Raw genomic sequence first — 24,349 nt, 5'->3', positions numbered from 1 at the left:
GGCCGAGGGCGTGCAGGGCAGCGTGATGGAAGGGGAGGGCCGCGGTGCCGCGGCGGGATGGGGCATGCCGGGAAATTCTAGGCAGCGCTCCGGGCAGGTCCTGTAGGAGACCGGGCACACCGCGCGGCCTGCGGCACAATTTCCGGCACGTTCCAACACAGGATTCCAAGGAGACTATCGAATGGATGCAACGCAACGCGACGTGCTGGCCGAGGTGCGCGGACAGGTGGGCTTCATCACGCTGAACCGCCCGCGCGCGCTCAACGCCCTGTCGCTGGGCATGGTGCGCGACCTGATGGAGGCGCTGCTGCGCTGGCGGTCGGACCCGGCCGTGCACGCCGTGGCGATCCGCGGCACGAACAAGGAAGGCGCCTTCGGCGCGTTCTGCGCGGGCGGGGACATCCGTTTCCTGCACCAGGCCGGCAGCACCGGCAACCCGCAGCTGGAAGACTTCTTCACCGAGGAATACGCCCTCAACCACCTGATCCACACCTTCGGCAAGCCCTACATCGCCTTCATGGACGGCATCGTCATGGGCGGCGGCATGGGCATCAGCCAGGGCGGCAGCCTGCGCATCGTCACGGAGCGCACGAAGATGGCGATGCCCGAGACGGCCATCGGCCTGTTCCCGGACGTGGGCGGCGGCTACTTCCTGTCGCGCTGCCCCGGCCGCACGGGCGAGTGGCTGGCGCTGACGGGCGACACCATTGGCGCGGGCGATGCGGTGGCGCTGGGCCTGGCCGACGGCTGCATGCCCGCCGAGGCCCAGCACGGCGTCTGGGACGGGCTGGCCACGCAGCGTTTCGACGATGGCGCCGCCATCGAACGCTGGGTGGCCACGCATTTCACCCCGCCCACGCCCGCCGCCACGGCCGACCGCGCGCGCATCGACGCGGCCTTCGGCCGGGAGAGCGTGCCGGCCATTGTCGCGGCGCTGGAGGCCGACGGCAGCGACTGGGCACGCGCCACGGTGACCACGCTGCGCAAGCGGTCACCGCTGATGCTGCACGTGGTGCTGGAGCAGATCCGGCGCGCGCGGGACATGGACCTGGCCGCCGACCTGCGCATGGAGCGCGACATGGTGCGCCACTGCTTTTACCTGCGGCCCGGCCAGAGCGAGACGGTGGAGGGCATCCGCGCGCTCGCGGTGGACAAAGACCATGCGCCCCGCTGGAACCCGGCGCGCATCGAGGACGTCACGCCCGCGATGTGGCAGCCTTTCTTCGACAGTCCCTGGCCCGCGCATTCCCATCCGCTGGCCGGCCTGCGGTGAATCACAACTGCGGATGGACGGCCGTGGCGATGGCCAGCAGCGCCTCGCGGGGCAGCGGGCCGCTCAACGCGTAGCCGAAGCCGTCCTCCACCCAGTAGAAGCTGGGCACGGGGCCGTCGCCTTCGTAACGGAAGGCGGTTTCCGCGGGGGCCGCGGGCAGCGCGCCGAGGTACAGCGTGACGCGCTGCCCCGCGGCGTTCTGGTACATGAACTGCGCCCGCGCGCCGGTGGCGCCGCCCGGTCCCGCATCGCCCGGCAGCAGGCGCCCGCCCACCAGTTCATAGCCCTGGGGCTGCAGGTCGGGAATGCGCAGCGGCTTGCCCAGGCGTTTGGAGAGCCACTGCACCAGATGTTCCTGCTGTGCTGCGCCGACCTCCACCGGATGGCGCTGCTCGGGCTGGTACACCGCGTGGGCCGCGGCGGCCTGCAGCGCGAAACGCTGGGTCGGCGGCAATGGCGAGGGTGCCGAGCGTGCCAGCGTGGCGGAGGCCGGATCGCCGGGCGAAACCGTGCCGTGCAGCGTCCACCCCAGCCCGAAGGCGAGCGCCAGCGAGGCCGCAAGACCGGCCATGCGCCAGGCCCGCGCCACCTGCAGGCGGCGGTTGCGCAAGGCCCGCGCCGCCTGCAGGAGCGGCGGTGGAACCGGCGCCTGCGTCCAGTCCGCATGCAGCGCGCGCAGCTGCGCACGCTGGGCTTCCCAGGCTCGCACGCGCTCCCGGGTGCAAGGGTCGTCCGCCAGCCGGCGGCGCAGCGCCTGTGCTTCGTCGTCCGGGAGACGGCCATCCACCAGCGCGTGCAGGCGGTCGTCATCCAGACCGGTATCCGGGGCACCGGATGGGGCGCGATGCAGAGCGCCGTCGGGGCAGGGGGTGCGCGGGTCGGTCATGGCCTGCGGTCCATCGTCATTTCAGCCGCCGCAGCCGCGGCGCTCCAGGCGGGGAAGGCGGCTGCCGTGTCTCCGGCGCCGCGCCGGGTGCGCGGGCCTGCGGTTCCATCAGTTCGCGCAGCCGCTGCCGGGCGCGCGAAAGCCGTGACATCACCGTGCCCACCGGCACGTCCAGCACCTTCGCGGCGGCGGCGTAATCCATGTCTTCGAGCGTCACCAGCAGCAGCACCGCGCGCTGGTCGGCAGGCAGGCGCTGCAGGCAGCGGTCCAGGTCCAGCGCCTCGTCCGTGCGCGCGGGCGGCGCCTGCAGGTGGTCCTGTACCGTTTCCAGATCCAGCGGGGGCTGCGCCGGCATCGCGCGCAACTGGTTCAGGTACACCCGATGCATGAGCGTGAACAGCCATGCGCGCAGGTCGCTGCCCGGGCGCCACAGCAGCCATTTCCGGCAGGCGCGTTCGAGCGTGTCCTGTACCAGATCGTCCGCCGCCCAGGCATTGCCCGTCAGCGCCCGCGCGTAGCGCCGCAGGCCCGGCAGGTGCGGCGCGATGTCGTCCATGCGGGCGGCTTCGGGGGCGGGTCAGGGCTTGGCGGTGCGCCAGACCTGGTTCACGCCGTCGCCGGTACGGTCGCCGGGCTGGACGTCCTTGACCCAGTAGTAGAGCGGCTTGCCCTTGTAGGCCAGCTGGCGGGCGCCGTCGTCGCGCTGCACCACGCTGAATTCGCCCGTGGGCGTCTCGCTGCCGGCCAGCAGCGGAGGCCAGTTCTTCGCGCAGGGGCCGTTGCAGACCGACTTGCCGCCGCCGGCCGGATCGCGGTCGAACGTGTAGAGAGTCATGCCGTTCGGGCCCACGAGGGCGCCGTTCTTCTCGGCGACGCCGCCGGGCATGGGCGACATGGAGGCGCAGCCGGCGAGCGCCAGGGCCAGGGCGGAGGCGGCCAAGAGAGTGGAGATTCGGGTCATCGGTGATTGCTCCTGTAGGCACGGGCGGCGGCGACATGCCGGGCCCGTGATGGAATGAACACCGGGCGCGGCGGATTTATTCCGCGCCGCCCGAAAAAATTTCCTGCCGCGTCAGCGGTGGCGGCTCTTCATGGCGCGCTCCACCTCGCGCTTGCCCTCGCGCTCCTTGATGGTGTCGCGCTTGTCGTGCTCGGCCTTGCCCTTGGCGAGCGCGATCTCGCACTTGGCGCGGCCATTGGTCCAGTGCAGGTTCAACGGCACCAGCGTGTAGCCCTTCTGCTCCACCTTGGCCGTAAGGCGCTTGATCTCGTCCTTGTGCAGCAGCAGCTTCTTGGTGCGGACCGCATCCGGACTCACGTGGGTGGAGGCCGTCTTCAGGGGATTGATCTGGCAGCCGATCAGGTAGAGCTCGCCTTCGCGGATCACCACGTAGCCGTCGGTGAGCTGCACCTTGCCCTCGCGCAGGGCCTTGACCTCCCAGCCGTGCAGCACCATGCCCGCCTCGTGGCGTTCCTCGAAGAAATAGTTGAAGGCCGCCTTCTTGTTGTCGGCGATGCGGGACAGGGTCTCGGGTTTCTTGGCCATGGGGAATCAGATGCGGCACATGGAGGCGTTTGAAAGCCCTCCCTACAATCGGACGATCGGCCGTGCGCTATCCGGGGATTCTAGTGCTCCGTCCCGCCACGGCCCGCCATGCCCGTCCGCCCATGAAAAACGTCAACAAGTCCGTCCTGATCTGGTACAGCCCCGAAGAGATGTTCGCCCTCGTCACCGACGTGGCCCAGTACCCCCAATTCCTGCCCTGGTGCGACCATGCTCGGGTGCTGGAGCAGGACGAGCACGGCATGACCGCCGAAGTGGGCATCGCCTTCAGCGGCCTGCGCAAGTCCTTCGTCACGCGAAACCTGCACGAGCCCGGCCGGCGCGTGCAGATGCGGCTGGTGAAAGGGCCTTTCTCGCAGCTCGACGGCGACTGGCGCTTCCACCCCGTGGGCGACGGCAGCCAGCGGGCCTGCAAGGTGGAGCTGCAGCTCAACTACGGTTTCGACAACATCGCGCTGGCCGCCCTGGTGGGCCCGGTGTTCGACCGCATCGCGGGCAGCATGGTGGACGCCTTCATCCAGCGCGCGGAGCAGGTCTATGGCTGAGACCGGCGGCGCTGCCGGCACCGGCGCAGGCCGCGTGGCGGTGACCGTCGCGTGGTCGCCCGGGCCGCGCGAGGTGCAGGAGGCGGCCATGGAATTGCCTGCCGGCGCCACGGTGCGCGATGCGCTCGCGGCCTGCGGCGGCCCGGAGGATGGATCGGTCACCTGCGGCATCTGGGGCCGCCCCGTCGCGTTGGACCGCGTGCTGCAGGACGGCGACCGCGTGGAGTGGTACCGCCCGCTGCGGGTCGATCCCAAGAAGGCGCGGCGCGAGCGCTTCGCGCGCCAGGGGACACGGGCCACGGGGCTGTTCGCCGCGCGCCGCCCGGGTGCCAAGGCCGGGTATTGAGAACCCGGAGTTGCCGCAGGCACGAAGGCCGGCTTCAGCGTGCGCAGTCGGAGGCGATGACCGTTTCAGCCCGGCGCAATTCCGCGGCGCGGGTCGCATCGTCCATGAAGGCGCGCTCACCCTGGGCATTCACCTGGCTCACGAGCTGGCCCGACGACAGCATGGCCTGCTGCTGGCGCGCGCGCTGGCAGTTCTCGGCACGGGCCTTGGCCTGGCGTTCCTCGCCGGCCTTCTTGCGGGCGGCCTCGGCGGCCTCTGCCTGCGCCTTGCGCTGCTGCAGTTCCGGGTCGGAGGCCGGCAGCCGCGGCGCGCCCGCGGCGGATGCCGGTGTGCCGGGCGCGTCGGCTGCGGCATTGGCCGCCTGCGCGCGGGGCGGCGGCGGGGCGCCCCCCGGCTGCTTGAGGATGTTATTCGCGGGCACGTCGGTCGGGGGCGGACGGTCGCTGAACACCTTGCGGCCGTCCTTGTCGATCCATTGCCATTGCGCCGAAGCCCCCAGCGCCCAGGAGCAGGCGCAGGCGAGCACGAGAAGCCGGTGGAGTTTCATGCGGCCAGTGTAGCGCCCGCCCCCCGGCCGCGCCATGGGACCGGCAAGACCCGGCGCGGCGGTGGAAGCGGCCCGGCGGGTACAATCGTTTTTTTGGAGCGAATCTCATGCGCCTTCTAGGAAAAGCGCTCACCTTCGACGATGTGTTGCTGGTGCCGGCGTACTCCCAGGTCCTGCCCAAGGACACGTCCCTCGCGACGCGACTCTCCCGCAATATCTCCCTGAACCTTCCCCTCGTGTCCGCCGCCATGGACACCGTCACCGAGGCGCGCCTGGCCATCGCCATCGCGCAGGAGGGCGGCATCGGCATCGTGCACAAGAACCTCACGGCGCAGGAGCAGGCGGCCCATGTCGCCAAGGTCAAGCGCTATGAATCCGGCGTGGTGCGCGACCCCGTCGTCATCACCCCCGAGCACACGGTGCTGCAGGTGCTCCAGCTGTCCGAGCAGCTCGGCATCTCGGGCTTCCCGGTGTGCGACGCGGGCAAGGTGGTCGGCATCGTCACCGGCCGCGACCTGCGCTTCGAGACCCGCTACGACGTCAAGGTGCGCGACATCATGACGCCGCGCGAGAAGCTCATCACGGTGAAGGAGGGCGCGACCGCCTCCGAGGCCAAGGCGCTGCTCAACAAGCACAAGCTCGAGCGCCTGCTCGTTATCAACGACGCCTTCGAGCTCAAGGGCCTGATCACCGTCAAGGACATCACCAAGCAGACCAGCTTCCCCAACGCGGCGCGCGACAGCAACGGCCGCCTGCGCGTGGGCGCGGCCGTCGGCGTGGGCGAGGGCACCGAGGAGCGTGTCGAGGCGCTGGTGAAGGCCGGCGTCGATGCGATCGTGGTGGACACGGCCCACGGCCACAGCAAGGGCGTGATCGACCGCGTGCGCTGGGTCAAGCAGAACTACCCGCAGGTGGACGTGATCGGCGGCAACATCGCCACCGGCGCGGCGGCGCTCGCGCTGGTCGAGGCCGGTGCCGACGGCGTCAAGGTCGGCATCGGCCCCGGCTCCATCTGCACCACCCGCATCGTCGCGGGCGTGGGCGTGCCGCAGATCATGGCCATCGACAGCGTGGCCACGGCCCTCCAGGGCACGGGCGTGCCGCTGATCGCCGACGGCGGCATCCGCTATTCGGGCGACATCGCCAAGGCGCTGGCCGCGGGCGCGAGCACCGTGATGATGGGCGGCATGTTCGCCGGCACCGAAGAGGCGCCAGGCGAGGTCATCCTGTTCCAGGGCCGCAGCTACAAGAGCTACCGCGGCATGGGCTCCATCGGTGCCATGCAGCAGGGCTCGGCCGACCGCTACTTCCAGGAATCCAGCACCGGCAATCCGAACGCCGACAAGCTGGTGCCCGAAGGTATCGAAGGCCGCGTGCCCTACAAGGGCTCGATGGTCTCGATCGTGTTCCAGATGGCCGGCGGCGTGCGTGCTTCCATGGGCTACTGCGGCTGCGCCACCATCGAGGAGATGAACAACAAGGCGGAGTTCGTCGAGATCACCACGGCCGGCATCCGCGAAAGCCACGTGCACGACGTGCAGATCACCAAGGAAGCGCCGAACTACCGGGCTGATTAAGTACAACCCCTGAGGCGCTGACGCAGCCGGTGCGGCGGGGCGGCCCTTGCACGGCTGCCTGCGCATGGGGCCGCGGGGGCTTTGGGCGCCATGACGAATTCTGAGGTCGTCGCTATTCTGGTCTGATTGCCAGGGTCTGGTCTGTTTGATAAAGTCTGGTCTGAATTCTTGTTCAGGCCAGACTTTTCTTTTTCCGGAACCCTTTGCGCATGCAGACCGTCGGCATCTACGAAGCCAAGACCCGCTTTTCCGCGCTCATCGAGGCGGTGGAGCAGGGCGAGGAGGTGCGCATCACCCGCCATGGCAAGGAGGTGGTGCGCATGCTGCCGGTGCGGCGCCGGCCCGTGATCACGGACGAGCAGATCGCACGCGAGCTGGGGCAGATCGATGCGCTGCATGCCAGCATCCGTGCCGCGACCCAGGACACGGCGGCGCCGGCCCTGCGCCGCAGCGGACGGAGCACCGCATGACCACCGCCTTCGTGCTCGATGCTTCCGTGACCGCCGCCTGGCTCCTGCCCGATGCAGCCAGCGATCACACGCGGCGCCTCTATGCCCGCATCCGCCGCGACGAGGTCGAGCCCCAGGCGCCCAATCTCTGGCAGTGGGAATGCGGCAACCTGATCGCGAGCGGCGTGCATGCCGGCCGCATTCCCGCAGGCTCCGTCGAAGGTCTCTGGTCCGTGCTCGAAGCCATCCGCCACCGCGTGGAACTGCACGAGCTGGCTCCGGCGCAGCACAAGGCCGTGCTGGATGTCGCGCTCGATACCGGCCTGCCGGTCTATGACGCCGCCTATGTCTGGCTCGCGCGCTCGCTGCGTCTGCCGCTTGCCACGTTCGATGCCGCGCAGGCCGGGGCCGCCGCGCGGACCGGCGTGGCGCTGCTCGACCTGTCCACGTTCTGATCCCTCGCGATTTCCCACCCTTTCTCTTTCCGCTCACCGTTCTCTCCCGACCACCATGCAACACCAGAAGATCCTCATCCTCGACTTCGGCTCCCAGGTCACCCAGCTCATCGCGCGCCGCGTGCGCGAGGCCCATGTGTACTGCGAGGTGCATCCCTGCGACGTGAGCGACGCCTGGGTGCGCGAATACGCCGCCGACGGCTCGCTCAAGGGCGTGATCCTCTCGGGCAGCCACGCCAGCGTGTACGAGGAGACCACCGACCGCGCGCCGCAGGCCGTGTTCGAACTGGGCGTGCCCGTGCTGGGCATCTGCTATGGCATGCAGACCATGGCGCAGCAGCTCGGCGGCAAGGTCGAGGGCGGCCACAAGCGCGAATTCGGTTACGCCGAAGTGCGTGCCCACGGCCACACGGCGCTGCTGAAAGACATCGCCGACTTCACCACCGCCGAAGGCCACGGCATGCTCAAGGTCTGGATGAGCCATGGCGACAAGGTCGCCGAGATGCCGCCCGGCTTCAAACTCATGGCCTCCACGCCCAGCTGCCCGATCGCCGGCATGGCCGACGAGGCGCGCCGCTTCTACGCCGTGCAGTTCCACCCGGAGGTGACGCACACCGTGCAGGGCCGCGCGCTGCTCGACCGCTTCGTGCTCGGCATCTGCGGCGTGCAGCCGGACTGGGTCATGAAGGACCACATCGCCGAGGCCGTGGAATCCATCCGCGCCCAGGTGGGCGACGAGGAAGTCATCCTCGGCCTCTCGGGTGGCGTGGATTCCAGCGTGGCCGCCGCGCTCATCCACCGCGCCATCGGCGACCAGCTCACCTGCGTGTTCGTCGATCACGGCCTGCTGCGCCTGAACGAGGGCGACATGGTGATGGACATGTTCGTGGGCAAGCTGCACGCCAAGGTCGTGCGGGTGGATGCGAGCGAGCTCTTCCTGCGCGAACTGGCCGGCGTGAGCGACCCCGAGCAGAAGCGCAAGATCATCGGCCGCCTGTTCGTGGACGTCTTCAAGGCCGAGGCCGCCAAGCTCACCGCCTCGGGCGCATCGAGGAAGGAGAAGGGCGCCACCTTCCTGGCCCAGGGCACCATCTACCCGGACGTGATCGAATCCGGCGGCGCCAAGAGCAAGAAGGCCGTCACCATCAAGAGCCACCACAACGTCGGCGGCCTGCCGGAACAGCTCGGTCTCAAGCTGCTGGAGCCCCTGCGCGACCTGTTCAAGGACGAAGTGCGCGAACTGGGCGTGGCCCTCGGCCTGCCGCACGACATGGTCTATCGCCATCCCTTCCCCGGCCCCGGCCTGGGCGTGCGCATCCTGGGTGAGGTGAAGAAGGAATACGCCGACCTGCTGCGCCGCGCCGACGCGATCTTCATCGAGGAACTGCGCAACCACGTGGACGCCGAAACCGGCAAGACCTGGTATGACCTCACCAGCCAGGCCTTCACCGTCTTCCTGCCCGTGAAGAGCGTCGGCGTGATGGGCGACGGCCGCACCTACGACTACGTCGTCGCCCTGCGCGCCGTGCAGACCAGCGATTTCATGACCGCCGACTGGGCCGAGCTGCCATACGCGCTGCTCAAGAAGGTGTCGGGAAGGATCATCAATGAAGTCCGCGGGATCAACCGGGTGACGTACGACGTGTCGAGCAAGCCGCCGGCGACGATCGAGTGGGAGTGAAATCGGGTCCTTCGGGGACTATCGCCAGTTATCGAAAAGCCGACGTAACGTGTTGATTTAAAAGAAAATACGTCACGACAGCTATCGGTGGCTATCGACGGCCAGCAAAACGGGTTGACGGTAGAGCTGACGGTAAGAACCGGGGGTCTGATTAAGACCCTCCCGTTTACTATTGAGACCAAACCGGTCTTTGACGTAAAACACTCCCCTGGAAAGCTTGGTTCATGCGGCTTTCCGGGCATCGACGGGTCTCCTGACCCCTGACGGTAAAAGCCGTCACGAAACAGGAGGAAAACCTCGACACAGCACTGCGCAACCTGAAGCCTAAGTCCTTGACTTATAAGGCTTCTGATCGGGATGGGATGTACGTGACGGTATCGCCCGCCGGTACCGTCACCTTCCGCTACGATTACCGTCTCAACGGGCGCCGTGAGACCCTGACCATTGGTCGCTATGGCATGTCCGCGACATCGTGAAGCAGGTCTATGCCTTTGCCATCCTGCATGGGGAGAGGGTGGACAACCCGGCCAACGACGTGGCGGCCGCCTTGATCGCCACCTTCGTGCCGAAAGACCGGGCGCTGTCGCCGACCGAGATCCGCTTGGCGTTCCAACAGTTGGAGTCCATTGCGACATACCCGACGATCCGCTTGGCACTGCGCATGGTCCTGCTGACCTTGGTGCGCAAGAGCGAACTGATCGAGGCCACCTGGAGCGAGATCGACTTCGAGAACGCGACCTGGACGATTCCGAAGCAGCGGATGAAGGGGCGCAATCCACATGTGGTCTATCTGTCACGGCAGGCCATGGACATCCTGGTGGCGTTGCACACCTGCGCGGCGGGCTCGAAGTTCGTGTTGCCCTCGCGCTACGAGCCGACCCGTTGCATGTCGCATGCGACCTTGAACCGCGTGACCCAGCTCATCGTGTCGCGAGCCCAGGCTGCAGGCCTGCCGTTGGGGCCTTTCACGGTGCATGACCTTCGCCGCACGGGCTCGACGCTGCTCAACGAAGTGGGCTTCAACGGCGACTGGATCGAGAAGTGCCTGGCACACGAGGAAGGGCGCTCCTCGCGCTCGATCTACAACAAGGCCGAGTACGCTGAGCAGCGGCGGCACATGCTGCAGGAGTGGGCGGACATGGTCGATGCCTGGATCGACGGGCGCACCCATGTGCCGAAGCTGCTGCCGGAGAACACATCGGTCCCGGTTCTCAGCGCGGCTTTGTGAAGGGAGGGCCGCATGATGACCGTATCGAGACTCCTGTCGGCGACGAGTGCAAGGTTTGCTGGCATGGCGAAAAGATCACTCTGAGTGATTCTTTGTGGCCCTTGTCAAACTGGCCTATCTTGGTGAAGGTTTATAAATCTGTTATTTTGAGCACTATGGATGCTCAAAATTCAGGAAAGCTGAACCGTTTGCTGGCCGAGCTGGGCGATACTCACCTAGTGTCCAGCCGCTGGCTCCGGGCGCACGGCTACTCCAATAGCCTTGTGGCGCGCTATGTGGGCAGCGGCTGGCTGGTGTCGCCGGCGCGTGGTGTCTACATGCGCAGAGGCGGGCGGCTGCAATGGGATGGTGTGGTCCGCAGCCTGCAGGTCGGCGAGGGCATGCCGCTGCACGTCGGGGGACGCTTCGCGCTCGGCCTGCAGGGCCACGAGCACTACCTGCGCCTGGGCGATGCCGGGACGATCACGCTGTATGGGCCACAGCAACTGCCGGGCTGGGTGGACAAGCTTTCGCTGGAGCAACGCTTCGAGTACCAGGGCAAGGGTCCGCTCGATCTCCCGGCCGTGCCTGTCACTGCGGAAGTCTCCGAGAAGGCGTTGTCGGAAGCGGGCCTAGCTTGGCATTCAGCAGCACCTGGGACCAATGCGCTGGTCTGCTCGACGCCCGAGCGGGCCATGCTGGAACTGTGCGACAGCGTGTCGGATGCGGCAGGGGTCTACGAGGCCGATGCGCTGATGCAGGCCATGACCACGCTGCGGCCGCAGCGGGTCGGCCTGCTGTTGCGCCACTGTCGCAGCATCAAGGCGAAGCGGCTGTTCCTGGCCCTGGCCGAGCGCCATCGGCATGCGTGGCTGTCGCACGTGCCCCTGGAGGGCGTTGATCTCGGCCGTGGCAAACGCGCGCTGGTGCCCGGCGGGCGCCTGCATCCGACCTATCAGATCACCTTGCCGGGAGACCTCGATGAGCACTTGGCTTGACCATTGGGACGGGCGCTACACGGACAGGGTGCGGCTGCTGGTCGAGATCCTGCCGGTGCTGGCGCAGGAGCCGCGCTTCGCGCTCAAGGGAGGTACGGCCATCAACCTGTTCGAGCACGATCTGCCGCGCCTGTCGGTAGACATTGATCTGGCCTGGTTGCCGGTGCACGACTACGCCGAGGATGCGAAGCTGATCGCCGAAGCACTCGGACGTCTGGCCGACGCGTTGCGCGCCCGGCCTCTGCAATTGCAGGTGCAGACCTCGGCGGGCGAGGGTGGGGCGGTGAATCGCTTGGTGGCCAGTCGCGGCCGCGCGCGCGTGCAGATCGAAACGACGCCGGTCATGCGTGGCACGGTGCATCCGGTGCGAACCATGGTCGTGCGGCCACGGGTCGAAGAGGCCTTCGGCTTTGCCGAGGTGCAGGTGCTGGCGTTCGCCGACCTCTATGCGGGCAAGCTGGCGGCTGCGCTGTCGCGCCAGCATCCGCGCGATCTTTTCGATGTGGGCCTGCTGCTGCAAGACGAACGAGCGGACGAAGTGCTCTGGCGCACCTTCCTCGTGTACCTGACGTGCAGCCCCAAGCCAGCCTGGGAGATGCTGGCGCCGCGCGTCACGGGGGATTTCGAGGCCACCTTCGAGGCCCATTTCAAGGGCATGACGTCCGAGCCTGTCAGCGTGGCGGCCCTGCTGGAGAGCCGCGAACGCCTGTTGGCGCGCGTAGCGCAGTGGCTGGATGGACCGTCGCGAGCCTTCCTGCAATCCGTCGAGGATGAGAAGCCGGATTTCAGTTTGATCGGACTGGCTCATGCGGCCGAGTTGCCAGGTGTGCGACGCAAGCTTCACAACTTGGCTCAGCGCACGGAGGCCAAGAGCGCGGCAGATCGCCAGCAGCTTGACGAGACGCTGGCGCGGATCGCCGGTGCCAGATAACGAAGGAAGCTGACGCGATGGTTCACGATTTCACACTGGTCTATGCACTGGGCTCGGGCATGGGGTCGCAGGAGGATGTCCTTCGCCAAGTGGCGGGCAGCGACTGCGCCGATGCCACGGGCGGCTGGGGACGGCCAGGTCATGTCGGTCTGGCTTTCAGCAGGGAGGCGAGCGACCGCGATGCTGCGGTCACGCTTGCAACGGCGCAGCTGGCACAAGCGCTGCCCGGGGCTGTGCTGATCCGAGTGGATACCGCGTAGCCGCTGTAGGCATTTGATGGTGACTTCATCATCGAACAGGGCGGTGCCGGCGCAGCCTCACGTCCGGTCCGCTGGACGAGTTGGTCTTCGCTGATCGAGAGGCTTGCTTGCGGTCTTCGATCCAGGCTTCGACTTCTTCCAGGTCCCAGACGACGCAACGGGCGGTGAGGCGGAAGCGGCGTGGGAATTCGCCGCGCTGTTCCATTTCGTAGATCGTCGTCTCGGCCAGGGGCACGATTTGGTGCAGCTCGTGACGGCGAATGGTACGGCGGAAAGGCAAGGGCGCCTTCACCGGGAACTGGGGGACGTTGTCGTAGCCGGGCACGCACGGATGGGGCAAGGATGAAAGTCTGTCCGAGGCGGGAAGCGAAGAGGGCGGCATGGCAGTGACCTTGATCGGATGCGTTGGTGCCCATGGTGGCTATCGCGGGTGATCGGTACAACCTGTTGGGGCGAAGCCGGTCGTGTTCTGGTACGCACATTCGCTCTGCTGGCCTTATTCGCTGTGCAGTGAATCTCCGCGGCCTTCTCTCGTCGCGGCGTTCCGCCGCCGGGCCCGCAGGCTGCGTCCCGTGCTTCGTGCCGAATCGCGGCCATCCGACTTTGAACCCTGACCTCTCCGGCCCTCGCGGGCCTGCGCGTGCTGCGCACTTGCCCAAAAGCCGACGTATTTGGAGGGGCGAGGGGAGGCGGCCTTGCTGTTCCCTTCATGGTGCCACGGCTCGCCGTCAAGGGCAGCGCGCCGATGGCGCTTGCGTCCTGGCGGCCGTCGTTGACCCTTGACTGCTTGCGCTACGGCTCGGGCCGCTGCCCAACACCGAAAACGTCAAGCTGACCTTTGCCTGCCCGGCCAGCCTGAAAGCCGACCTCGACCGCTACGCCTCGCTGCACGCGCAGGCGTATGGCGAGGCTGTCGATGCAATGGCGTTGATTCCGCACATGCTGGAGGCGTTCATCGCGGGGGATCGGGGATTCAAAAGACTGCCGGGCAAGTGAAGCCTGGCGAGGGCAGGGCAGGGGGATTCTTGAAGTCGACGATGATTATCACATACTGATACAATGAACTGGACGCATATCTCGGGACTCATCATGAAACGGTGCATCGTCGGCATTCAACGACCAGATGGCGCGCATCCTCATCGACCAAGGGACGAAACGCCGCAGATTTGGTTCAGTTCGTTGGCGTCTCTTGCTGCCGTGCTCTCAGATGACAACCGACGCTTGCTGCGCCTAATTCACGAGAAGCAGCCGAAGTCACTAACAGAATTGGCGGAGCTCAGCGGTCGAAAGGTTCCAAATTTGTCCCGTACCTTGCGTCTGATGGCGGATTACGGTCTGGTCTCGTTGCAGCGCAATGTCAGAGATGTCCAACCGACTGCACTGGCGACTGAATTCATGGTCGTGTTGGATTGATGGGGGTGAATATTAGAGGGAACACGATGACCAGAATGTGGATGGTGCGCGGTGAAGGCGGCAGCCTGTACGACGCTTTTCGGGAACGCGGCGTAGCTGCCGTGGGCTGGAACCAGTTGGCGGCACATGCCAAGCCCGGTGTCGGGCGCAAGCAGTTGATCGCCCTGTACCAGTCCGCCGAGCCCCTGGCAAAACAAGGCACGGTGGTTTCGGGCGCATCCCAGGTCTGGCGCTTCGTCAACGACATTGAGGAGGGTGACTGGGTCATCACCTATTCGCCCGCCAATCGCCTGTACTCAATCGGCAATGTCACTGGACCAGCCGAGTACCACCCTGAGTGGGCCGAGCAAGGCATGCCCCTGGTGCGCAAGGTGCAGTGGCAAGCGCAGGAACTGCCGCGCGATAACTTGGGCACGAGCAGCAAAAACAGCCTGGGTTCGACCCTGACCCTCTTTGAGGTACCGCCCAGCGCGGCAGCCGAAGTGCTGGCCGCACTGAAGGGTAAACCGGCACCAACAGTGGAAGAGGAGGCCGAGGAAGTCATCGCCGATCCGCTGGCCGACATCGAGTCTCAGGCGCTGGAACGCATCAAGGACCGGGTCAACGAACTGGACTGGGACGACATGCAGCAATTGGTCGCCGGCATCCTGCGCGCCATGGGCTACAAGACCCAGGTCTCGCCGCCCGGCTCCGACCGTGGGAAGGACATCGTGGCCTCCCCGGATGGCTTCGGCTTCGAGCACCCGCGCATCGTCGTAGAGGTCAAGCATCGCAAGGGACAGATGGGTAGCCAGGAGATTCGTAGCTTCCTCGGCGGCCGCCACAAGGATGATCGCGGGCTGTATGTCAGCACGGGCGGTTTCAGTAAGGACGCTCTGTACGAAGCTGACCGCGCCTCCATTCCGTTGGCGATGTGGACGCTGGACCACGTAGTGCGGGCGCTGATTGAGCACTACGACGGGACCGACGCTGAAACCAAACGGATCGTGCCGTTGAAGCGGCTGTACTGGCCGGCCTAACCAAAAAAGAAGATGGTTCAATAACAATGAGCGTTAACTTTCAGCAACTCGCCAATTTCATCTGGTCGGTAGCCGACCTGCTGCGTGGCCCCTATCGTCCGCCGCAGTACGAGCGCGTCATGCTGCCGCTCACGGTGCTGCGTCGCTTCGATGCCGTACTGGCACCGAGCAAGGAGGCCGTGCTCAAGCGCTACGAGCCGCTCAGGGCGAAGAACATCCCGAACATCGACGCCATCCTCAACAACCTGGCCAAGGATGAGGGCGGCACCCCGCTGGGTTTTCATAACCACAGCCAGCTTGACTTCCAAAAGCTCAAGGGCGACCCCGATAACATCGGTCGCCACTTGGCCGACTACATCGCCGGCTTCTCAGAGAACGTCCGCAAGATCTTCGAACGCTTCGAGTTCGACAAGGAGATCGAGAAGCTCGAAGAGTCCAACCGTCTCTACCAGGTGGTGTCCCAGTTCGCCGAGATCGACCTGCACCCCAAGCGGGTGGACAACATCACCATGGGGCTGGTGTTCGAAGACCTGATCCGGCGCTTCAACGAAGCCGCCAACGAAACGGCGGGCGATCACTTCACTCCGCGCGAAGTGATCCAGCTCATGGTCAACCTGCTGCTGGAGCCCGACACTAGCGTGCTCACCCAGGCCGGCGTCATCGTCACCATCTGCGACCCGGCCTGCGGTACCGGCGGCATGCTGGCCGAGGCGCAGAACTGGATTCGCGCCCACAACGAGCAGGCCACGGTCAAGGTCTTCGGGCAGGACTACAACCCACGCTCCTATGCCGTGGCCGCCTCCGATCTCTTGATCAAAGGCCACAAGGACGGCCAAGTGGTGCTGGGCAACACCCTCACCGACGACCCCTTTCCGGAGCAGCGCTTCGACTACCTGCTGGCCAACCCGCCCTTCGGCGTGGACTGGAAGGCTGAGAAGAAGGTCATCGACCGCTGGCCTAACTTCCGTGGCTACAGCGGCAAGCTGCCACGCATCAACGACGGCGCCCTGTTGTTCCTGCTCTACATGATGAGCAAGTTCCAGGAGTACAAGCCTGGAAGCCGCGACAAGCCTGGCTCGCGAACGGCCGTCGTCTTCAATGGCTCGCCGCTGTTCACCGGCGGTGCGGGCAGCGGCGAGAGCGACATCCGCCGCTGGATCATCGAGCGTGACCAGTTGGAGGCCATCGTCGCCTTGCCCGAGCAGATGTTCTACAACACGGGTATCGGCACCTTCATCTGGGTGGTCACCAATCGCAAGGCCTCGCACCGCAAGAGCAAGATCCAGCTCATCGACGCCCGCGAACGCTACACACCAATGAAGCGCAGCCTGGGCGACAAGCGCCGCTACCTCGACCAGGCTGCGCTTGATGACGTCACCCGCGAACACGGCGCGCTGGAAGACAGCAAGACCAGCCGCGTCTTCGACAACGCCGACTTCGGGTACCGCCGCATCACAGTGCTGCGCCCGCTGCGCCTGCGCTTCCAGATCACCGATGAGACGCGCGAGCGCTTCCTCAATGTCTGCCCCGAGCTGTTCGACGCGCTGCAGGCTGTGCAGGAAGACCTCGGCACCGAGCCGCTGCTGGACTGGAACCAGGCCTGGGGCGCCGTGCAGCAGGTATTTAAGGCCCTGCCCGACAACATCGATGGCTGGGCCAAGGGCGCCAAGGGCACCGCGCAAAAGAAGATCTTCCGCGACTGCTTCACCGTGGTCGATCCCGAGGCCGCGCCCGTCGTCGACAAGCACCACAAGATCGAGCCGCTCGACTGTGCCGCTCTGTTCCCCGGGCAGACGCTCCCCGCCGACCTCTGCAAGGATGATCTGTACGAGTTGCTGGGCCTGCACGCCGACGGCAAGGGAAAACACATCGAGTACGTGCCTGACCCGGCGCTCAAGGATGCCGAGAACATCCCGCTGAAAGAGGACATCGTCAGCTACGTGCTGCGCGAGGTGCGGACCTACGTGCCGGATGCCTGGATCGACCGCGCCACGCTGGACGAGCAGGACGGCGGCATCGGCAAGGTGGGCTACGAGATTAACTTCAACCGCGTGTTCTTCCAGTACCAGCCGCCACGCCCGCTGCATGAGATCGATGCGGAGCTTGCGGAAGTTGAGAAGCGGATTCTCGATTTGCTGCGGGAGGTGACGGAGTGAACACATCGACTGTGCGAGTCGATCCTGAAGTGTGGCGATTGGCACGCTTGAAATTCGTTGCACCTTTACGAAACGAACGCATGTCCGCCGGTTCCGACCATCCCGGCTACCTTGGCCTTGAAAACATCGAATCGTGGACGGGCAGGATCATCGAGGTCGAATCGAAGCGGGATGACGAGCCCGCCGACCAAAGCGCGGGGCTTGCCAATATATTCAGGGAAGGCGATGTGCTGTTTTGCAAACTTCGCCCTTATTTGGCCAAGGCGTGTCACGCACCGCGTGATGGTGTCGGCTCGACCGAGTTGCTCGTCATGCGGCCTTCGGAGCTTCTCGAACCACGCTTCCTGCTCTACTCCATCTTGACGCCAGATTTCGTTGGTGCCGTTGATGCGTCAACCTTCGGCGCCAAAATGCCGCGTGCCAACTGGGATTTCATCGGATCGCTGGAAGTCAAAGTTCCACCACTCGAAGAACAGCGCCTCATCGCCAACTACCTCGACCGCGAAACCGCCGGCATCGACGGACTGATCGCCGAGAAGGAGCGTATGCTGGCGCTACTGGAAGAAAAGCGCGCCGCTCTCATCAGCCGTGTCGTCACCCGCGGCCTTGACCCCAACGCCCCGCTCAAACCCTCCGGCCAGGAATGGTTGGGCGAGATTCCGGTGCATTGGGGTTTGCAACGCCTAAAGCAGCTTGCCGAGGTTCGAGGTGGATTGACACTGGGCAAGCAGTACTCCGGCGAATTGTTGGAGTACCCCTACCTACGTGTCGCAAACGTACAGGATGGGTACCTTAAGCTGGACGACGTACTGACAGTTGAGGTGCCCGCCTCAGAGGCCGCATCGAACCTTCTGGTATATGGCGATGTGTTGATGAACGAGGGGGGTGACATCGACAAGCTCGGCAGGGGCTGTGTTTGGCGAGACGAGATTTCGCCTTGCCTCCATCAGAACCACGTCTTTGCTGTCCGGCCACATTCTGTTGATTCCGATTGGCTCGCGCTTTGGACATCGACGATCCAGGCAAAGCGCTATTTCGAGAGCCGCGCTAAGCGGTCGACCAATCTTGCATCCATATCTGGATCGAACATCAAGGAGCTTCCCGTTCCCTTGCCACCGGTAAGCGAGCAGCTCGCAATCCAAAATTTCCTGGCAGTCAGGCATTCGCGGCTTGAGACGCTCCGCGGCGAACTGCGAGACTCGCTGCGCCTGCTTATCGAACGCCGCGCGGCGCTGATCACGGCCGGAGTTACCGGCCAGATTCCGCTGGAGGAGCTAGCCGGATGAAGCTGGAATCCCTATCCCTCGCGCACTGCGGCGGCTTCGAGCAGCTCGACATCGCTTTCGAGCCGGATGTGACGCTGATCGCGGGTGTCAACGGCGTAGGAAAGTCCACCGTGCTGCATGCGCTGACGGTGCTGCTGTCACGGGCAATGCCGGAGTTCACGCCCTCGCGTTCGGCGCCGCTGTACTTCACCGATGACGACATCCACGGTGACAAGGGCTCGCTGGAGGTGTCCGCACGCATCCAGATCGACGGGCAGATCATCAATGCCGGCGTGCAGCGCTTGCGCGCGACGGACGATAAGGGCGACCGCTTCATGCTGCTGCGGCAGGCCAAAGCTGCCACCGACGACACCGATTTCGCCCACGCGCTGAGCACCCGCACGCTGACCGGTGAGCTGGAGGTTGGCATCAAGGAAACCCGCGCCGCGCTAGCGATCCTGAAGAATGCTTCCCATCCGCCATTGGCGGTGTATTTCTCGCCCAAGCGCCAGTTGCCCGGCCAGCCGCGCAGCCTGCCGGAGGCCACGCCCTTCTACCCGTCCATCGCCTATGGCCGCGCCCTGCACGACCGCGAAGTAGAGCTGCGCGAGTTCATGCACTGGTTTCGCACCCAGGAGAAGCTGGGCGCGGCCAATGAACCGCGCCGGTTCAAGGTGCTGGACGCATTGCGCGCCGTGGTGGTTGAACTCCTGCCCGAGTTCGGCAACCTGCGCATCCAGGAACAACCGCGACTTGGCTTCGTGGTGGACAAACGCGGCCAGCCCTTCTATCTGCACCAGCTTTCCGATGGCGAACGCGGCCTGCTGGCCCTGGTGTTCGATCTCACCCGACGCTTGGCCATCGCCAACCCAGAGAGTGACAACCCCATCGCCGAGGGCGTGGGGCTGGTGTTGATCGACGAGATCGAGCTGCACCTGCATCCCAAGTGGCAGCGCGATGTCCTGCAGCGCCTGCGAGACATCTTCAAGGCCTGCCAGCTCGTGGTGACGACCCATTCGCCCCTGGTGCTGGGCGAGGTGCCGGCGCGCTGTGTGCGCTTCCTCGAATTCGTGAACGGCAAAGTGGGTGTAACCGTGCCCGCCGAGGCCTATGGCATGGACGCCAACCGCATCCTGCAGGAGTTCATGGGCGCCCCGGTGCGAAACCGGCAGGTGGACGGTGAGCTGAAGGCGCTTTTCGAACTGATCGACCAGGAGCGTTTCGACGCGGCGCGTGCCGCCATTGCGGCCCTCGAACGCAAGCTGGGCGAGGACGAGCCCGAGCTGACCCGGGCCAGTTCGCTGATCCGCTTTCTGGAGGGCGCCGAGTAGATGCGGACCATCCAGAAGGGGCCGGAGCCCGCGACCTTGACACAGCATCGCCAGCAGCCGCATGCCGACTACGACAATTACGCCGACAAGGCGACTTTGCAGCAGGCGCTGGTGGCCGAGCAGCGCGGCCTGTGCTGCTACTGCCAGTCGCGCATCCGGGCCACGCCCGAGGGCATGAAGATCGAGCACTGGCAATGTCAGGCCAGCCACCCCGGGCGGCAGCTCGATTTTGGCAATCTGCACGGCGCCTGTCTGGGCGGGCACGGCCGTCCCGAGCGCGAGCAGCATTGCGATACGCGCAAGGGCAATGACGGCCTTTGCTTCAGCGTATGCGACCCGGCGCACCCCATCGAGTACAAGATTCGCTTTTTAGGCGATGGCACCATCAAGGCAGACGATGCCGCCATCGAAGAAGCCCTCACCGCGGTGCTCAACCCGAACCTGCCGCGCCTGGTGAGCAATCGCAAGGCGGTGCTCGCTGCGTTTCAGCAGCGCCTGCAAGACGGCCGTCGCGTTGATCCGGCGCGTGAGCTACCCAAGTGGGATGGCAGCGAATCCGGCGACCTGCCCGAGTTCGCACAGGTGGTCGTCTATTGGCTACGAAAGAAACAAGCGAGGACCGCCGTATGAAGCGCACCAGTGAAGTCGCATTCGAAACCGCCATCGAGGCGGTCTTGCTGAGTGAAGGATATACGCGGGTCGACGTCAAAGGCTTCGACCGCGAGCGCGCGATTTTCCTCGATGAGGCACTGGCCTTCATCCGTGCCACCCAGGGCAAGGTGTGGGAGAAGCTAGAAGCCCTGCACGGCGAGCAGACCGGTGCGCGCGTGCTGGAGTCGCTATGCAAGTGGCTGGATACCCATGGCGCCCTGGCCACGCTGCGCCACGGTTTCAAATGCTTCGGGCGCACGCTGCGGATAGCCTTCTTTCGCCCCGCCCACGGCCTGAACCCGGAACTGGAGGCGCGCTACCAGGCCAACCGGCTGGGTCTGACCCGCCAATTGCATTTCAGCCCGAAGTCTGAGAAGTCTCTGGATGTAGTGTTGTCGGTCAACGGCATTCCGGTGGTGACGCTGGAACTCAAGAACCCCTTGAGCGGCCAGACGGCAGCGAATGCCATCCACCAGTATCGCCACGACCGCGATCCGCGTGAACCAATCTTCGAGTTCACCAAGCGCGCGCTGGTGCACTTCGCTGTAGATACTGAAGAAGCACACATGGCCACTCGCCTGGCCGGTTCGTCCACTTACTTCCTGCCGTTCAACCGGGGCATGGACGGTGGCGCCGGTAACCCGCCCGATCGTGAAGGGCGCAACTACAAGACAGCCTACCTGTGGGAAGAGGTGCTACAGCGCGACAGCCTGCTCGACCTGCTCGCCCGTTTCCTGCATCTCGATGTGGAAGAAAAGACCACTAACGTCGGTAAGAAGGTGCGCAAGGAAAGCCTGATCTTTCCGCGTTATCACCAGTTGCAGGCTGTGCGCCGGATGGTGGCGGCCGCCGCCAGCGAGGGCGCGGGGCATAACTACTTGGTCGAGCATTCGGCCGGCAGCGGCAAGAGCAACACGATTGCCTGGCTGGCGCACCGTCTGTCCAGCCTGCACAACGAGCGCGACGAGCGACTGTTTGACAGCGTGGTGGTCATCACCGACCGGGTGGTGCTCGACCGCCAGTTGCAGAACACCATCTACCAGTTTGACCACCGCCAGGGCGTTGTGCAGAAGATCGATGAGGACTCGCGCCAGCTCGCCGAAGCGCTGGAAGCCGGCGTGCCAATCATCATCACCACGCTGCAAAAATTTCCGTTCGTGTCCGGGCAACTAGCCAAGCTTAGTGAGGAGCGTGGCGAAGGCAGCAAGAGCCATCTGCCCACGCGCAAGTACGCTGTAATCATCGACGAGGCGCACAGTTCGCAATCGGGCGAGACGGCCTCGGAGTTGAAAGGTGTGCTGGGCGGTGCCGAGCTGCGCCGCAAGGCACAAGAGATGGCCGAGGAGGAAGGCGAAGTCGAACTGGAGCGACTGTTCCGTTCCATGGCCAAGAGGGGCCATCAACCGAACATGAGCTTTTTCGCTTTCACCGCCACGCCCAAACACAAGACATTGGCGATCTTTGGCCGGGGCGGCGAGCCCTTCCACCGCTACACCATGCGCCAGGCCATCGAGGAGGGCTTTATCGAGGATGTGCTCAAGAGCTACGTCACCTACAAGACCTACTACAAGCTGATCAAGAAGGCCGAGGACGACCCCAACGTCGAGCGCAAGAAGGCGGCCAAGGCGTTGGCCCGTTTCATGCGGCTGCATCCGCACAACATTGGCCAGAAGACCGAGGTGATGGTCGAGCATTTCCAACACTTCACGCGGCACAAGATCGGCGGCCATGCCAAGGCGATGGTGGTGACCGGCTCGCGACTGGAAGCGGTGCGCTACAAGCAGGAGTTCGACCGCTACATTCAGGAGAAGGGCTACCCCATCAAGAGCCTGGTGGCGTTCTCGGGCACGGTGGAAGACGACAAGATTCCGGAGAAGTCATACACGGAAGTCGAGATGAATGGCGGCCTGAAGGAGAAGGAACTGCCAGACACCTTCGCCAAACCGGAATTCCGCGTGCTGCTGGTGGCCGAGAAATACCAGACCGGCTTCGACCAGCCGTTGTTGCACACCATGTACGTGGACAAACGGTTGGCGGGCATTCAAGCCGTTCAGACCTTGTCGCGCTTGAACCGAACCCACCCACTCAAGGACGATACCTTCGTGCTCGATTTCGTCAACGATCCCGACGAAATCCAGGAGGCCTTCCGTCAATACTACGACGGCTCGGTGATGGGCGAGCAGGTAGATCCAGACAAGCTCTACGAGGTGAAGGCCGAACTGGATGCCTCGGGCATTTACCTGCAAACGGAGATTGTCGAGTTTGCGCATGTGTTCTTTGCGCCTAAGCGCCGCCAGAGCCCTGGTGACCATAAGCTGATGAATGCGACTCTTGATCTGGCGGTCGCGCGCTTTGTGCGGTTGCAGAACACCGAAGAAGACGAAGCGGAGTTGTGGCGCAGCAAGTTGCAGGCCTTTCGCAATCTGTACGGTTTCCTGAGCCAGGTGATTCCCTATCAGGACAGCGATCTGGAAAAACTCTTCACCTACCTGCGCCATCTCGCGCTGAAGTTGCCCAAGCGCAAGAGCGGGCCGGGCTATCAGTTCGACGAGGAAGTCGAACTCGATTACTACCGCTTGCAGAAAATCAGCGAAGGCTCGATTAGCCTCAATGAGGGCTATGCCAAACCGCTTGACGGCCCGCGAGAGGTGGGCTCAGGCATGGTGCGTGAGGAGCCCGTTTCGCTGTCACGCCTGATCGACATCATCAATCAGCGCTTCGGCGGCGAGTTAAATGAGGCAGATCAATTGTTTTTCGATCAGATCACCGAAGCTGCAAGCCAGAACGAGTCCCTACAGAAGGCAGCAGAGGTCAACTCTCTGGACAAGTTCCAGCTCGTATTTCGGCAGGTCCTTGAGTCACTATTTATCGAGCGCATGGAGTTGAATGAGGAGCTGTTCACTGATTACATGGGCAAGCCAGAGATGCGGGAGCTGGTGTCCAAGTGGTTGGGTAGCCAAGTTTACGCTCGTCTTTCGGATAGGGCACCGCAGAGCTAAATGTGCCGTTGAGTGAGCATGTGCTTGGTGGGCTACCGGTTCCTAAATTAGGATGAGGGGTGATTGACAATAGAGTCGAAAGAGTCGACGCCTCGCAAATCGCTCCATCTCCCGCGCCAGCAAAAAATGTGCGCTTCTGACGGTAAAAAGCGACGGTAATGCCCTATGTCGATCACAGCCAATCCCTTTAACCATGCGGGCTTAGGAGGCCTGTTGATGATGGAGTGGGAGTGATGGGCGCTACATGTAGCCTGAAGGCCTGCAGACCCTGAGCCACACTGCGCCCACTCGGCTGTCCGCAATGGCACGCTGAGTACCGTGCATCTCAGCCTGCCCGGGCTGCGGAACACGCTCAGCCCGGGACCGACCGACACGCCGATGTTCGATGGCGTCGGCGCCGACGTGCATGTCGATGGCGGCATGGTCGCGTGATGCCGGCGCGTCCATCGCGTTCGACCAGGCAGGCCTAGATGTTGAGTCTCACGAGGTTGTTCACACCCGGAATGCGTGTGATGGGAGGCTGATGGCCGAGCGCGGAGTGTGGCCGGCACCAGTTGTAGCCGTCAATGAAGGGCTGCAGGGCAGCCGTGCGTTGGGCTGAGCTTTCGTAGGGTCTGGCATAGGCCCACTCCCGCAGGCTGGTCTGTACGAATCGCTCGGCCTTGCCGTTGGTCTTGGGCGTATAGGGCCGCGTGCGGATGTGGCGGATGCCCAATTCCTCGCAGGCCGCGCGGAAGGCGTTTTTGTAGCCAGAGCCGTTGTCGGTCATGACGCGCTCGATGCGTACGCCGATGTT

Annotated in this window: 25 protein-coding genes and 1 pseudogene; 19 read left to right on the top strand and 7 right to left on the bottom strand. The window is 64.7% G+C overall.

Annotation, left to right across the window (positions count from 1 at the left end; all coding sequences use genetic code 11):
• Positions 1 to 181 precede the first annotated feature (181 nt).
• Entirely contained in the window at positions 182 to 1,273 is a 1,092-nt protein-coding gene (locus tag BLR99_RS19490) for an enoyl-CoA hydratase/isomerase family protein (RefSeq protein WP_011796437.1), read from the top strand.
• A gap of 1 nt (position 1,274) precedes the next feature.
• Here the strand turns inward: BLR99_RS19490 and BLR99_RS19485 are convergent, their stop codons facing one another.
• The 4 genes from BLR99_RS19485 to smpB all read right to left on the bottom strand — a co-directional run bounded on the left by BLR99_RS19485 (position 1,275) and on the right by smpB (position 3,705).
• Positions 1,275 to 2,159: an anti-sigma factor family protein gene (locus BLR99_RS19485; protein ID WP_011796436.1), complete on the bottom strand. Its 885-nt coding sequence runs from the start codon at positions 2,157 to 2,159 to the stop codon at positions 1,275 to 1,277.
• Between the two features lie 16 nt (positions 2,160 to 2,175).
• Positions 2,176 to 2,715 carry an RNA polymerase sigma factor gene (locus tag BLR99_RS19480; protein WP_011796435.1) on the bottom strand — a complete coding sequence of 180 codons (540 nt, stop codon included), beginning with the start codon at positions 2,713 to 2,715 and terminating at the stop codon, positions 2,176 to 2,178.
• Positions 2,716 to 2,736: 21 nt separating this feature from the next.
• Entirely contained in the window at positions 2,737 to 3,120 is a 384-nt protein-coding gene (locus tag BLR99_RS19475) for a COG4315 family predicted lipoprotein (RefSeq protein WP_011796434.1), read from the bottom strand.
• A 111-nt stretch (positions 3,121 to 3,231) separates the two neighbouring features.
• Positions 3,232 to 3,705, bottom strand: coding sequence for an SsrA-binding protein SmpB (smpB, locus tag BLR99_RS19470; RefSeq protein ID WP_011796433.1), 474 nt, complete (start codon positions 3,703 to 3,705; stop codon positions 3,232 to 3,234).
• A gap of 122 nt (positions 3,706 to 3,827) precedes the next feature.
• On the opposite strand from smpB, the gene BLR99_RS19465 reads away from it, so the two are divergent.
• Positions 3,828 to 4,268, top strand: coding sequence for a type II toxin-antitoxin system RatA family toxin (locus BLR99_RS19465; RefSeq protein WP_041827525.1), 441 nt, complete (start codon positions 3,828 to 3,830; stop codon positions 4,266 to 4,268).
• Positions 4,261 to 4,614, top strand: coding sequence for an RnfH family protein (locus BLR99_RS19460; RefSeq protein WP_011796431.1), 354 nt, complete (start codon positions 4,261 to 4,263; stop codon positions 4,612 to 4,614). Before BLR99_RS19465 ends, BLR99_RS19460 begins: the two co-directional genes overlap by 8 nt.
• 34 nt (positions 4,615 to 4,648) lie before the next feature.
• Here BLR99_RS19460 and BLR99_RS19455 read toward each other — a convergent pair whose 3' ends face one another.
• On the bottom strand, positions 4,649 to 5,161 hold the full coding sequence (locus BLR99_RS19455) for a DUF4124 domain-containing protein (protein WP_041828081.1): 513 nt from the start codon (positions 5,159 to 5,161) through the stop codon (positions 4,649 to 4,651).
• A gap of 107 nt (positions 5,162 to 5,268) precedes the next feature.
• Here BLR99_RS19455 and guaB point away from each other — a divergent pair, with 107 nt between their 5' ends.
• The 8 genes and pseudogenes from guaB (at position 5,269) to BLR99_RS19415 (ending at position 12,719) form a co-directional block, all read left to right on the top strand.
• The gene (gene guaB / locus BLR99_RS19450) at positions 5,269 to 6,738 is read left to right on the top strand and encodes an IMP dehydrogenase (RefSeq protein WP_011796429.1); all 1,470 of its coding nucleotides are present in this window, start codon (positions 5,269 to 5,271) and stop codon (positions 6,736 to 6,738) included.
• A gap of 209 nt (positions 6,739 to 6,947) precedes the next feature.
• Positions 6,948 to 7,208, top strand: a complete 261-nt coding sequence (locus BLR99_RS19445) for a type II toxin-antitoxin system Phd/YefM family antitoxin (protein WP_011796428.1) — start codon at positions 6,948 to 6,950, stop codon at positions 7,206 to 7,208.
• Complete coding sequence (locus BLR99_RS19440; RefSeq protein WP_011796427.1) at positions 7,205 to 7,642, top strand: type II toxin-antitoxin system VapC family toxin; 438 nt, start codon at positions 7,205 to 7,207, stop codon at positions 7,640 to 7,642. The genes BLR99_RS19445 and BLR99_RS19440 overlap by 4 nt, the downstream gene beginning before the upstream one ends.
• Positions 7,643 to 7,697: 55 nt before the next feature.
• Complete coding sequence (gene guaA / locus BLR99_RS19435; RefSeq protein WP_011796426.1) at positions 7,698 to 9,323, top strand: glutamine-hydrolyzing GMP synthase; 1,626 nt, start codon at positions 7,698 to 7,700, stop codon at positions 9,321 to 9,323.
• A 260-nt stretch (positions 9,324 to 9,583) separates the two neighbouring features.
• Positions 9,584 to 10,551 (top strand): annotated as a pseudogene (locus BLR99_RS19430) (tyrosine-type recombinase/integrase).
• 155 nt (positions 10,552 to 10,706) lie between these two features.
• A complete protein-coding gene (locus BLR99_RS19425; protein ID WP_011796424.1) occupies positions 10,707 to 11,528 on the top strand; it encodes a type IV toxin-antitoxin system AbiEi family antitoxin domain-containing protein in 822 nt (273 codons plus the stop codon).
• A complete protein-coding gene (locus BLR99_RS19420; protein WP_074687443.1) occupies positions 11,512 to 12,459 on the top strand; it encodes a nucleotidyl transferase AbiEii/AbiGii toxin family protein in 948 nt (315 codons plus the stop codon). Before BLR99_RS19425 ends, BLR99_RS19420 begins: the two co-directional genes overlap by 17 nt.
• 17 nt (positions 12,460 to 12,476) lie before the next feature.
• Positions 12,477 to 12,719 (top strand): hypothetical protein, encoded by a 243-nt coding sequence (locus BLR99_RS19415; RefSeq protein ID WP_011796422.1) that lies wholly within the window; start codon positions 12,477 to 12,479, stop codon positions 12,717 to 12,719.
• 28 nt (positions 12,720 to 12,747) lie between these two features.
• Here the strand turns inward: BLR99_RS19415 and BLR99_RS19410 are convergent, their stop codons facing one another.
• The gene (locus BLR99_RS19410; RefSeq protein ID WP_011796421.1) at positions 12,748 to 13,101 is read right to left on the bottom strand and encodes a helix-turn-helix transcriptional regulator; all 354 of its coding nucleotides are present in this window, start codon (positions 13,099 to 13,101) and stop codon (positions 12,748 to 12,750) included.
• Positions 13,102 to 13,502: 401 nt separating this feature from the next.
• Here BLR99_RS19410 and BLR99_RS19405 point away from each other — a divergent pair, with 401 nt between their 5' ends.
• The 8 genes from BLR99_RS19405 to BLR99_RS19370 all read left to right on the top strand — a co-directional run bounded on the left by BLR99_RS19405 (position 13,503) and on the right by BLR99_RS19370 (position 23,553).
• The gene (locus BLR99_RS19405) at positions 13,503 to 13,715 is read left to right on the top strand and encodes a DUF2274 domain-containing protein (protein WP_074687444.1); all 213 of its coding nucleotides are present in this window, start codon (positions 13,503 to 13,505) and stop codon (positions 13,713 to 13,715) included.
• A gap of 93 nt (positions 13,716 to 13,808) precedes the next feature.
• A complete protein-coding gene (locus BLR99_RS23560; RefSeq protein WP_011796420.1) occupies positions 13,809 to 14,132 on the top strand; it encodes an HVO_A0114 family putative DNA-binding protein in 324 nt (107 codons plus the stop codon).
• 26 nt (positions 14,133 to 14,158) lie between these two features.
• Positions 14,159 to 15,151, top strand: a complete 993-nt coding sequence (locus BLR99_RS19395; protein WP_011796419.1) for a restriction endonuclease — start codon at positions 14,159 to 14,161, stop codon at positions 15,149 to 15,151.
• Between the two features lie 26 nt (positions 15,152 to 15,177).
• Positions 15,178 to 17,307, top strand: coding sequence for a type I restriction-modification system subunit M (locus BLR99_RS19390; protein WP_011796418.1), 2,130 nt, complete (start codon positions 15,178 to 15,180; stop codon positions 17,305 to 17,307).
• 80 nt (positions 17,308 to 17,387) lie between these two features.
• Positions 17,388 to 18,593 carry a restriction endonuclease subunit S gene (locus BLR99_RS19385; protein WP_017437978.1) on the top strand — a complete coding sequence of 402 codons (1,206 nt, stop codon included), beginning with the start codon at positions 17,388 to 17,390 and terminating at the stop codon, positions 18,591 to 18,593.
• Positions 18,590 to 19,903, top strand: a complete 1,314-nt coding sequence (locus BLR99_RS19380) for an AAA family ATPase (protein ID WP_011796416.1) — start codon at positions 18,590 to 18,592, stop codon at positions 19,901 to 19,903. Before BLR99_RS19385 ends, BLR99_RS19380 begins: the two co-directional genes overlap by 4 nt.
• Positions 19,904 to 20,533, top strand: a complete 630-nt coding sequence (locus tag BLR99_RS19375; RefSeq protein WP_011796415.1) for an HNH endonuclease family protein — start codon at positions 19,904 to 19,906, stop codon at positions 20,531 to 20,533. It abuts the gene before it with no gap.
• The gene (locus BLR99_RS19370) at positions 20,530 to 23,553 is read left to right on the top strand and encodes a type I restriction endonuclease subunit R (protein ID WP_011796414.1); all 3,024 of its coding nucleotides are present in this window, start codon (positions 20,530 to 20,532) and stop codon (positions 23,551 to 23,553) included. Before BLR99_RS19375 ends, BLR99_RS19370 begins: the two co-directional genes overlap by 4 nt.
• 466 nt (positions 23,554 to 24,019) lie before the next feature.
• Here the strand turns inward: BLR99_RS19370 and BLR99_RS19365 are convergent.
• The coding region (locus BLR99_RS19365) for an integrase core domain-containing protein (RefSeq protein WP_139160183.1) at positions 24,020 to 24,349 on the bottom strand (330 nt) is incomplete at its 5' end.

Origin of the sequence: Paracidovorax citrulli, assembly GCF_900100305.1 — a bacterium.
Lineage (GTDB): Bacteria > Pseudomonadota > Gammaproteobacteria > Burkholderiales > Burkholderiaceae_C > Paracidovorax > Paracidovorax citrulli.
This window is presented reverse-complemented; position numbering and strand designations above follow the sequence as displayed.